At 38.6% G+C, this 1,480-nt stretch carries 1 protein-coding gene; it reads left to right on the top strand.

The annotated features are described in order from the left end of the window. Nucleotides 1-12 precede the first annotated feature (12 nt). Nucleotides 13-1,480: group II intron reverse transcriptase/maturase (ltrA, locus tag ACH0CI_RS28170; RefSeq protein WP_406902656.1), on the top strand; the 1,468-nt coding region annotated here is incomplete at its 3' end.

Below are 1,480 nucleotides of genomic sequence, written 5' to 3'. Positions count from 1 at the left end.
GATTGGTACTCTATTGATTGGAGTATTATACAAAAATATGTAGCGAAGTTACGACAAAGAATTTATCGTGCCGAACAACAAAATCAACAAAGAAGAGTAAGGAAACTTCAACGTTTACTCCTTCGGAGTAAAGCAAATCTACTGCTTTCTATTCGCAGAGTAACACAACAAAATAACGGTAAGCGAACACCTGGTGTAGATGGCTATACGGCCTCAAAACCAAATGAACGTATCAAACTTTATCAACAACTAGTTCAATGCAATGTCTTTCGACATCGTCCAAAACCAGCAAAAAGAACATTTATTCCGAAGAAAAACGGAAAGCTACGACCTTTGGGCATTCCTACGATACGAGATCGAGTCTATCAAAACGTAGTAAAAAACGCACTCGAACCCCAATGGGAGTTTAAGTTTGAGCCCACTTCCTATGGTTTTCGTCCTAAACGAAGTACACACGATGCTATAAGTAATCTTTTTAATAAGCTTAACACCAATAGTAAGAAAAAGTGGGTGTTTGAGGGAGATTTCTTAGGATGTTTCGATCATCTTAACCATAATTGGATAATAGAACAAACATCTATGTTTCCGGGGAGCACTCTCATTAAAAGGTGGCTTAATATGGGATACATAGAGCAGGATATGCTTCATATGACAACAGAAGGAACCCCTCAAGGGGGAATTGTGTCTCCCCTTCTAGCTAATATCGCCTTATGTGGTATGGAAGAAGAGATTGGTATTGTTTATAAAAAGACTTACAAACCAAACGGAGGATACGCAATCGATCCAAAATGTAAGATAGGGCGTGTTCTATACGCAGATGATTTCGTCATCGTAACGGAAACGAAGGAACAAGCTGAAAGTATGTATGGGAAACTCACCCCTTACTTACGAAAACGAGGAATTACACTTAGCATGGATAAAACTAGAGTTACACATATCGAGGGCGGGTTTGATTTTCTTGGCTTCTCGCTGCGTCAATACAATACGGGACAAGGAAAGAAGTTATTTATCAAACCTAGCAGAGACAGCATTAAAAAGGCTAAAAACAAGATAAAAGATACGTTCTCTGTGATGAGAGGACGACCAGTAAAAGAACTAATACGTGTTTTAAACCCGATTATTCGTGGCTACGGCCAGTATTGGAAACATGTCGTATCCAAAAAGACTTACAGCTACATGGACAATTATATTTTCCTAAAAGTGAGAAAACACCTTAAACAATTGCATCCAAAGAAGTCGAGAAAATGGATTAGCAAGCGTTATTTTAAGAAGCCCCACCACGGTGGAAATAATAAATGGATTCTCACGTGTCCACTTACTAACATTCAACTGTTAAAGATGTCCTGGATTAAGATAGAACGGCATGTCATGGTAGCCTATAAAAACAGCCCAGATGATCCGAATCTAAGAGAGTATTGGGAAAAACGAGACCGTAAGGTCTTTAATAATGAAAATACATTGGATAGGATGAAACTCGCAA

The sequence above is a fragment of the Priestia sp. 179-F W1.4 NHS genome (genome assembly GCF_045369295.1).
Taxonomy (GTDB): Bacteria; Bacillota; Bacilli; order Bacillales; family Bacillaceae_H; genus Priestia; species Priestia zanthoxyli.
This window is presented reverse-complemented; position numbering and strand designations above follow the sequence as displayed.